Here is an 8,919-nt window from a genome sequence, read left to right as displayed (position 1 = left end):
TTAACGTGCCATTTTTTGCTGAAAACGCTTGTTTAACCTAAAGTACCCATTTTTCTAAATTAGTATCTACTTTAGGTTTTAAAGATAACTCATTTTCTAACGCATTTAACCATTCAGCACTGGTTTCAAAAGGGGAAAAATGATGGCGTCGGGCAATGGCAGCAAAATCGCCTAAGGTTAAATTATCTAGATACTGAAATCGAGCAAGTTCTTGTTTATTCAAACTTGTTAAGCCTAATTTCGCTACTTGATTGATCGCTACATCTTTTCGCTGTTCTGGCACTAAATATTCAAAATGTAATTTAAGATCAAAACGACGTAAAGCAGCTGGGTCGAGATTATCCATTAAATTCGTTGAAACAATGAGCAAGCCTTCAAATTTTTCAATTTGAGTCAGCATTTCATTTACTTGACTATGTTCCCAACTACGTTGCCCATTTTCCCGAGCAAACAAAAAAGTATCGACTTCATCAAAAATCAGCACCATATTATTCTCTTTCGCCTGCTGAAATACCCGTGCAATATTTTGTTCTGTTCCACCGACATACTTATTTAATAAATCTGAGCCTTGGCAAATTAAGGCTTTCAGCCCCATTTCTTGTGCTAACCACATTGCCCACGCTGTTTTTCCTGTTCCTGGCGGACCATAGCAACAAATTCGCCCTCGTTTCGAACGCATTAATCCTTCACTAATTTTATGTATATTATTTCTACACGCGACCCAATCCAAATTATAAGCAACTTTATTTTCGACAAGTGGTTCAATTTTCTTAAAGCCTTGCGAAGCGAGCATTTGATTAAACATTGTTAATGCTTTATCAGCAAAATCTGCGGCATTTTCTGTAGGCAACACATTAATTAGATTTAAAGTACGACTTAATACCGCTGGCGATAAATCGGCATTTTGAGCAAAATATTGGATATAATCGGTAGAAAGTTTATCGCCCACCAACTCTGTAATCAGTTGTTCTTTATGTTTACTCGGTAACATCGGCATTTCAAATACCATATCAAAACGGCGTAAATAGGCATTATCAATACAACTAACTGAGTTGGATATCCAAATCATTGGAATAGCATTATTTTCCAAGAAATCATTCACCCAGGCTTTATGTTCTTGAGCAACAGAATGGCTCATTAAGGAACCTGAGAAAACATCTTCCACTTCATCAAAAATAATGATTGCTTTTTTTCCTGCCAGTAATTTTTGTGCTAAACGGCAGTTTTCTAAACGTGTTCTACCACTTAACACATCACCATCTTTATCTTGGCTTACCATTGTATAAGCGGGTACATTCAATGTTTCAGCTAATAGTGCCGCAAATTCGGTTTTACCCGTTCCTGGCGCACCATAAAGCAACATATTTATCCCTTTTTTCTTGCTGTTTATGGAAAATTTGAAGTAATTTAGCATCATTTCACTATTTTTAGCGATATGATCATAGTGGCTAAGTTTTAATGTACAAGGTGGTGTTGGAATAGTAGCTTGCTCAATTAAGGATTCTTCAGTAATGGGTAAAATGACAAAATCATCAAAATCTAACGCATTTCCCCAACCTAAGTAATCGCGAAGTTGATCAGAATAGTGATGCTGTTCAATCAAACCATAACTCATTAATTTGCTTCGCTTTGTGAGTGCCAATGTTACCTCTTTCTGAGGGTGATTGATCAAATTTGCTAAAATTGATGCAGCCTGTCTTAAATCGACCTTAGGTAAATATTCCAGTAAATCACGCAAATTTCGTTCTGCGCGTAGATGAAAGGCAAACTGCATAATCGCTTTTTCACAAGCAGTTAATTCAAGAAGTTCTGTAAGTTTAGCTAAATTATCATAGGCTGTTCGCCAATCTTTTGGCTCTTCCTGTTGAGACAAAATGGTTTGATAGCGTTGTTTTAATAACTCACGGGCTTGTTGTTTGAGATCAGCATCAGTTTCCATTTCTGCTGGCAAGCCGATCGCATATGCTACATCGTCATCACGATAATTGTCATGACGAAAAAATTCTGAAAATAATTTATGCTCAAACATTGCTTTTAGCATAATTTTTTCAGAATAAAGCGAAACGGTTGAAGGGTTTAATTGATATTTACTCATAAAACATTCCTTTTGGTGATTTCACAGGATAAATTATATTTATGAGTACGACAATTTGTGTCGCAAAAGGAAGCTATATTTTAACCTTTCTACAAACCAGATAAAACGTCTTTCTTGGTTATACAACCCGCTTACGTTTAGCTGGTAAAGCGATTATTCATCTAATAACCGCTTCCAAATTTCAACTGTTTCAGGTTTTGGTGTACCTTTCTCCATTCCCAATTGAATAGCAATATGTTGCAGCTGCTTTGCAAGCGCTGGCTGTCCACATAAATTAAGGCTTACGATAATACGAGAGATTTTTTTATCTTCGTGCCCAATATGTCTAATCCAATAATCTCGATTCTTTACTTCCTCGCTAATTTTGAGTTCACCATTTTCCAAATATAATCCCCAATAACGGATAATATTTTTAAACGTTGTTAAAAATTTATCTTGAATATTGGGATCATTACGGAAAAACTCCGTATCCTGTGGCTGAAATGCGGGTGCGAGATTGTTCCATTTTGATGGTTTTTCTACGGGAAACAACCACGCAATCCAAAAATAGCCCTGATTTAATATAAATTCTTCAAGCTTCCACGTTTCTTCCAAACTCAAATTAGCCTGACTTGTTTTACGTTTACCTTGATAAAATTCAATAATAGGGTGCTGATTCATAATAAATACCTACTAACATTATTATTCAATTCACTTACCACTTTAGCTAATACTATTATTTATTTTCTTCAGGATTTAAAATTTTTCTCATATCTTCATTATGTTTTTCAATTTCTTCCTTTCCCCAAATTTCATAAGAAAGCATTAGTGCTTGCTTAGGGCTAATACATTTTAAACTGCCATTTTCATATCGTTTTCTTTTTTCCGATGGAACTTCATCATTTAATGATGAATTTTGATAATGTGAAATCAAGCATAGATTACCAAAACTATTTAATACTTCCTTTCTCTCATTTTCATCCTTTATATCACTAAGAAAACTGTCTCTTTTATTTTGCGGTAAATAATGTTCAATAGAGTTTCTAGATAATGAAAATACGAACTCATTTTTCTTCAAAAATTTATTATCCTTACCAAGATTATCCCAATCTTTCCATAACAGATAATCTAAATAGTTAAAAATATAATTTGGTATATTCTGCCCACCTGATTCAAATAACTCTTGTCTTTTAGAGTTTTTATAATACTCATCATAAGCTAACTGCTCCAGAATTTCTATATATTCAACAGCACTTAAACTATATGTAGTTTCTAATTCACTAGATTTACTTAATTTATCTAAAACATCAAATAACCAGTTTTTATAGGTCTTCTGCCTAAATGAAGTATGGAACATTGATAATAACTGCACTATTTTAGTATGGTTTTCAGATAAATCATCTGTATCACCATCTTTATCAACATCATTGTCAAGTCGTTCCAAAGCAGTTCCAAAGGTATTAACTTCCCTAAAGGATCCATCTTTATATTTTTTTATGCCATTTAAAATCCAACTATCTTCTTCCTCTTTTGACTTAATAATGTATCGATCAAAAATCAATCTAACCTTTAGTAATAGAAGGATAAATTCTTTTATAGTCGCTGGTTTATCCTCTATCTCTTTAAATGCATTAAGAAGGTATTTATCATTTAATGGTACATCTCCACCACGAGAAATCTTATATACAATCATTAAGAAGTTTGGAAAATCAATAATGGATTGGAAGTTTCCATCTTCATAATTTCTTTTATCTTGATTAAGATTACTATTACTAGTATCAGGTTTCAATAACTCTAAAATGCTTTTATTATTAGCTTTTATACCACTATTTTTAATCTTACCCATCATATCATCGAAATTTTTCGGTATTTTATTTACTAGCTCACCAAAAAATGCGTCCGAAGTTCTTATACTCTTATTCTCATCATTTGAATAAGGGAAACGTTTAATTGCATATACAGACATATCTGAGCAGGCATCCCAAATTAACGCAAATAGTTTTTTATCATCATCGCCAGTGAGTTTTTCCATTAATCTAGCTTTTAACACCTCATGCTTCTCTAATTGCTCACCTCGGCTATTCATAATCTCAAAATAGTGATTAAGATCCGTATCTTCTGGCACTTCAGTTCTTAAAATTACAACTTTATCTAGTAAAAAACTAGAAAAGTCTTCTTCATTAATATTATTCTCTTTACTTTCTTCTACTATTTTTTCACTAAAAATATCTAAGATAAATTTATACCCTATTTCTATACTGTTTTCATATTTATTATTACCTAAGTTATTTAGGCTTTGATTAGATTCATCACGATACTCAAAATTCAAATTAATATTAGAATTCTTAACATTGAGTTTCTTATTGAAATAACTTAATAATAATTTCAATGTTGTTAGCCGTTGCTGCCCATCAATAACCTCATAACCATCTTTTCGTTTTGCAACAACCAAGCTACCAATATAATAATTATTTTCCTTATCCTCTTTATTTTTTAGTGCTTCTGAAATATCTTGAATCAATAACTCAATTTCATCTCTTCCCCAAGCGTAATTACGCTGATAAATCGGAATAATGTAGTTATCACCATTGCATAACTCGCTTACTGTTAATGTTTTCACTTGATTATTGTTCATTTTTTTTCTCCAAATCAGATCCTAGTAATGTTGATAAACCTGTATTATTATTGAAATCAAATTCTTGTTTATATTTATCAATAATGAATTCTAAAAATTCTCTTGATTTCTCTACTCTCATAAGATGAGAGAATAGACTATGCTCACCATATACTTCATTTTCTATCGTTCTATAAAAAACTCTTCCTTGCATTAAACGAATGCGATAACACCATTTAAAGCATTTCTCTATCGCTTGAACAAGATGTTCTTGACCAAATTTATCATAGTAAAGCATAACTAAACATTGAAATAGGTTTTTAATATATCCATCGCCTACACGATTAGCCCCTGGATAACTATTGATAAAATGTATTAGCCCATATTCCTTCAAAGAATTTAATGGTTTTCCATCTTGCAAAGAATCTAGTTTCTCTTTAAAAATTTCACGATTATTTAAAAATCCACTTTTCTTATCAAATAAGAATATATAGTTTTGTCTATAATGTTCAATATATTTAAAAAATAGTTCGCCATTAATAATAGGTTGAGTAGATTGAAAACTTAGCTGACTAAATCGACGATCTATTAGCATAGGGAAAGTCTGGTACAGCTTATATAAATTGAAATTAGCTAACTGCTGATTAATATAAGGATAATTATCGCTAGCATTAGCTCCTTTAAAGGTATCTAATTCTTTATTGGTAAAAGATTCTGCCTGTTGAAACTTATACCAGCGGCGTAATCGAAACAAGGTATTACTAATAACTTGCTGTAAATCAGCAATGTCTGCATCTACTGCATTTTCCCAATTTTCTACACATTGATAAACAGTTTGTTTATCTGCATCTAGCTCTCTTAAATGATATGCCTTAAGTAAATCATAGGGTGCAAGTGATTTCCCCCTCGCATTTTGTGCATCAAAAAACTGGAACGCTTCATCAAGATCTCCTAATTCAATATAAACCAATTCACATATATCTAAAATATAGTTAGAAAATGCCTCCCTGTCTTTTACTCTATCTTGAATAAATTGTTCGGTTGCATTTTTATTTTTCATTAAGTTATCAACACTAATGCTATGAGGAAGTGTTTCATTTAATAATGGTAAGGAAGTTTCTGATAATGATGAAGAACTATCCTTATTCAATAAATATAAAATTAACGACAGACTAATTAATCGTTGTTGTCCATCTACAATATTAGATTTATCTGTATCTTTATGAATAACTATTGCACCAACTCGGTAAACTTTTTTATCTTTTTCAAAATTAGAATAAAGATCGTTTAACAGTTGGGTAATGTTCTTTTCCGTCCATTTATAGGGTCTTTGATAGTTTGGAATAGATAATTCTTTCGTCACTACATCTTTAATTTTTTTTATTTCTGCAATTTCTTTTATTTCTACAATTTCTTTAGTCATTCTATTTTCCTACTTTCTATAATTTGAAATACAACATATTGTAACAAAATTTCATCAGATTTAATCTGCTTGCAATAACTCATCAATTGCTCTCAACGCCTCTAATCCTCCCATTTTCAAGCTCAAAAAGTGCATTTTTGGCACACCTGCATCAATCGGGTTAATACGAATTAAACTACCTTTTTTCTGTTTGGCGATGCGTTCAGAAAAACGGCGAACTATCGGTACAACTTTTCCGGCACCGATTTCAATGACTATGAGACGCTGAATTTTACCTAGCCATTCATTAAGTCGTGTATATTTAGCCAGTTGATAGTTTTCGCAATAAATATCGTCATTAAACATCATTACATTTTGCCGAGCTAAGCCCCCACAATTAGGACAAGTTGGAGCTTCGCTAACGACTATACATTGTTCATCATCTGTAATAGGGTTGTAGCCATAAGACCACCAAGATTGGTTTTGACAATTATTCATACATTGCAAGCGATCTAACGTGCCGTGGCACTCGTAAATTCGACTTTCATTAAATCCTGCTTTACGAAAATGCCCGTCCACATTACTGGTAAATACAAAATAACCATATTGCTTATTTTCTGCCCAGCGTTTTAAAATGGTATAACCTTCGTGAGGTTCGGCTTGACGATATTGATTTAAGCGATGAGCAAAAAACCATTTAGCAAGTTCAGGACGTTGTTCATAGGCAAGAGGTGTTGCAATATCTATAAATTGCAAATTAAATTTTTTAAGTGGAGGGTAGGCATTCCAAAATCCTCCAACACTTCTAAAATCTGGCAGACCACTATCAACAGACATTCCAGCTCCTGCAGTAATCAAAATACCATCAGCTTGGCGAATAAGTTCAACCGCATAATTTAGATCGTTATTCATCACTTCCTCCTTTGTTTTTTTATCATTTTAGTTAGAAAAGCGACAAATTGTGTCGTTGAATTATAAAAATTCGCACATAATGACAGAAAAATCATCATAAGTGCGGTGCTTTTTTACCATTTTTCTACAAGTTTGAAGGCGTTCAATGCTATTAGGATATTTTTGCCAAATTTGTTTAATCTGTATTGGCGTGATGTAATTGTGCAAACCATCTGAACAAAGTAATATGCTTTCGCCTTTTGCTAGTTGAAATGTTGCAATATGAATACGGAAATCTGCCTCATCAAAATTAGCACTAATACAATCAGATAAACCTTGATACATTGCCGCATATTCCGTTTGCTCATCAGCCAAACCTTGAGCCTGCATTTCAGCAAGAATAGTATGATCAAAACTGAGTTGTTGCCACTCGCCATTTATCGTGATTTTATAAGCTCGGCTATCGCCTGTATTGACTATTTTACCACTTCCATCTGCATATAATTCACAGCCAACAAAGGTACTACTTGTTCCAAAATAAGATTGTGCATATCGTTCACTTAACTTATTTTGAATATCCCTTAGCCAAGCTGAACTAAGCGATTGGCATTGACTTAATTGTTCCATTAGAAATCGGCTAGCGAGTTGAGGTTTTGGGCTATTAGAGACGCCATCGGCAATGCCAAAAATTACGCTATCCTCATATAAAATAACATTTTCAGCATTTTTTAGCTTCCATTGGTAAACGTTCACCCCATTGAATAAGGCATCTTGGTTGTGTTTTTTATCATTACCAGCTTGCTGGCAGAATGTAAGTTGAAATGGCATAAGGTTTCCCCTAATTGACTGTTTAGCAGGGCATTTTATTCAAATTATATAGCGTGTAAACTATGTTAATGGCTCCCGCTCAATATCCCAAATATCCTCACCAAATTTTAAAATCCACCAATCCAACATATCATTTTCAGGCAGGGTTGCACGAAAACGGTAATGTTTATCGCTTTCTTCTAAAATCTGTTGATCATTGGAAAGAGGCGTTTCCGTTAAATGAAATCCTGCCCATTTTGCAATAGAAAACGTCAAGCAAATTTTACGGATAGTTTGATAACGGGTAAAACCTAAATAGCCCTCATCTTGATAGACCTGCAAGTTGAAATCTTTAGGTCGTTCAAAGCTAAATGTAGAGATGTCTGCTTTACAGATACGATGCATTGCCAGTATTCGATTATCGGAGAATCCATCAAAACGACAAATGAGGTAAATGCTCGCTCCTTGCTGTGCAATTGCCAAAGGCATAATAGTTGCAGAGTGTTGTTTACCACTTGAGTTTTGATATTCGATCTTGAGTAACTTGTTCTGATACAGCGCTTGGCTAACGGCTGAAAAAATATCCTCTCCAATTTTGGCAGGAATTAATGGTAAAGTTGTTGGAGTGACACAAACTTTATTGAGCCATTGATGTGTAGGCTTCTCTTTTTCATTTGGGTAAGTACCTGAAACCATTCTATCAGCTTGCTCGAAAAAAGGTTTCATTGAGGACATAATATTTGCAGGTAACAGATATTTAAGTTGTTTTTCTGCAAGTTTGAGTAATAGTGATTGTTGCTCATTTAAAACGGGTAGCGCAAATCCAGCTGAACGCTCTTTCCAATAATAGGTATAAGGCTTGCTATCGTTGTTACATTCTAAATCATCAAAATGTAAGCAAAGTGCTTGTAGCGTTCTCTGAATACTACGTAAATCACGATTAAAGCCTAAATCTTTCAGTTTTTCGTGAATCGTTTTTGCCTCTATGCTCGCTGGCAGCCTAGGAATAATCCTTAAAATTTCTATCTGCAAAAGCGTAGCATCAATATCTTTTGGTCGAGTTGTCATAATTTTATAATTTCCTCTAGCTTCAATTATAAAATTATAGCAAAAGCAAGTGAATATTTTGTG

At 33.4% G+C, this 8,919-nt stretch carries 7 protein-coding genes; all 7 read right to left on the bottom strand.

From position 1 onward, the window contains the following. Positions 1 to 37 precede the first annotated feature (37 nt). The 7 genes from ACLS0A_RS07260 to ACLS0A_RS07230 all read right to left on the bottom strand — a co-directional run bounded on the left by ACLS0A_RS07260 (position 38) and on the right by ACLS0A_RS07230 (position 8,856). On the bottom strand, positions 38 to 2,095 hold the full coding sequence (locus tag ACLS0A_RS07260) for an AAA family ATPase (protein ID WP_416082864.1): 2,058 nt from the start codon (positions 2,093 to 2,095) through the stop codon (positions 38 to 40). 153 nt (positions 2,096 to 2,248) lie between these two features. Continuing rightward, positions 2,249 to 2,755: an opioid growth factor receptor-related protein gene (locus tag ACLS0A_RS07255; RefSeq protein ID WP_416082865.1), complete on the bottom strand. Its 507-nt coding sequence runs from the start codon at positions 2,753 to 2,755 to the stop codon at positions 2,249 to 2,251. 55 nt (positions 2,756 to 2,810) lie between these two features. Next, a complete protein-coding gene (locus ACLS0A_RS07250; protein WP_416082866.1) occupies positions 2,811 to 4,709 on the bottom strand; it encodes a DUF262 domain-containing protein in 1,899 nt (632 codons plus the stop codon). Then, positions 4,699 to 6,111, bottom strand: coding sequence for a DUF262 domain-containing protein (locus tag ACLS0A_RS07245; RefSeq protein WP_416082867.1), 1,413 nt, complete (start codon positions 6,109 to 6,111; stop codon positions 4,699 to 4,701). Before ACLS0A_RS07245 ends, ACLS0A_RS07250 begins: the two co-directional genes overlap by 11 nt. Before the next feature lie 60 nt (positions 6,112 to 6,171). After that, positions 6,172 to 7,002: an SIR2 family NAD-dependent protein deacylase gene (locus ACLS0A_RS07240; protein ID WP_416082868.1), complete on the bottom strand. Its 831-nt coding sequence runs from the start codon at positions 7,000 to 7,002 to the stop codon at positions 6,172 to 6,174. 60 nt (positions 7,003 to 7,062) lie between these two features. After that, positions 7,063 to 7,809 carry a PP2C family protein-serine/threonine phosphatase gene (locus tag ACLS0A_RS07235; RefSeq protein ID WP_416082869.1) on the bottom strand — a complete coding sequence of 249 codons (747 nt, stop codon included), beginning with the start codon at positions 7,807 to 7,809 and terminating at the stop codon, positions 7,063 to 7,065. 60 nt (positions 7,810 to 7,869) lie between these two features. After that, positions 7,870 to 8,856 (bottom strand): helix-turn-helix transcriptional regulator, encoded by a 987-nt coding sequence (locus ACLS0A_RS07230; protein WP_416082870.1) that lies wholly within the window; start codon positions 8,854 to 8,856, stop codon positions 7,870 to 7,872. Positions 8,857 to 8,919: the final 63 nt, after the last annotated feature.

Source organism: Avibacterium volantium (assembly GCF_049366555.1).
In the GTDB taxonomy this organism is placed as follows: domain Bacteria; phylum Pseudomonadota; class Gammaproteobacteria; order Enterobacterales; family Pasteurellaceae; genus Avibacterium; species Avibacterium volantium_A.
The sequence above is the reverse complement of the archived record's forward strand: the minus strand, read 5'-3'. Positions and strand labels throughout refer to the sequence as shown.

What these genes read in the sequence shown, in the direction of transcription:
- ACLS0A_RS07260 (WP_416082864.1), bottom strand. Translation starts at nt 2,095, where the DNA reads ATGAGTAAATATCAATTAAACCCTTCAACCGTTTCGCTTTATTCTGAA.
- ACLS0A_RS07235 (WP_416082869.1), bottom strand. Translation starts at nt 7,809, where the DNA reads ATGCCATTTCAACTTACATTCTGCCAGCAAGCTGGTAATGATAAAAAA.
- ACLS0A_RS07245 (WP_416082867.1), bottom strand. Translation starts at nt 6,111, where the DNA reads ATGACTAAAGAAATTGTAGAAATAAAAGAAATTGCAGAAATAAAAAAA.
- ACLS0A_RS07250 (WP_416082866.1), bottom strand. Translation starts at nt 4,709, where the DNA reads ATGAACAATAATCAAGTGAAAACATTAACAGTAAGCGAGTTATGCAAT.
- ACLS0A_RS07240 (WP_416082868.1), bottom strand. Translation starts at nt 7,002, where the DNA reads ATGAATAACGATCTAAATTATGCGGTTGAACTTATTCGCCAAGCTGAT.
- ACLS0A_RS07255 (WP_416082865.1), bottom strand. Translation starts at nt 2,755, where the DNA reads ATGAATCAGCACCCTATTATTGAATTTTATCAAGGTAAACGTAAAACA.
- ACLS0A_RS07230 (WP_416082870.1), bottom strand. Translation starts at nt 8,856, where the DNA reads ATGACAACTCGACCAAAAGATATTGATGCTACGCTTTTGCAGATAGAA.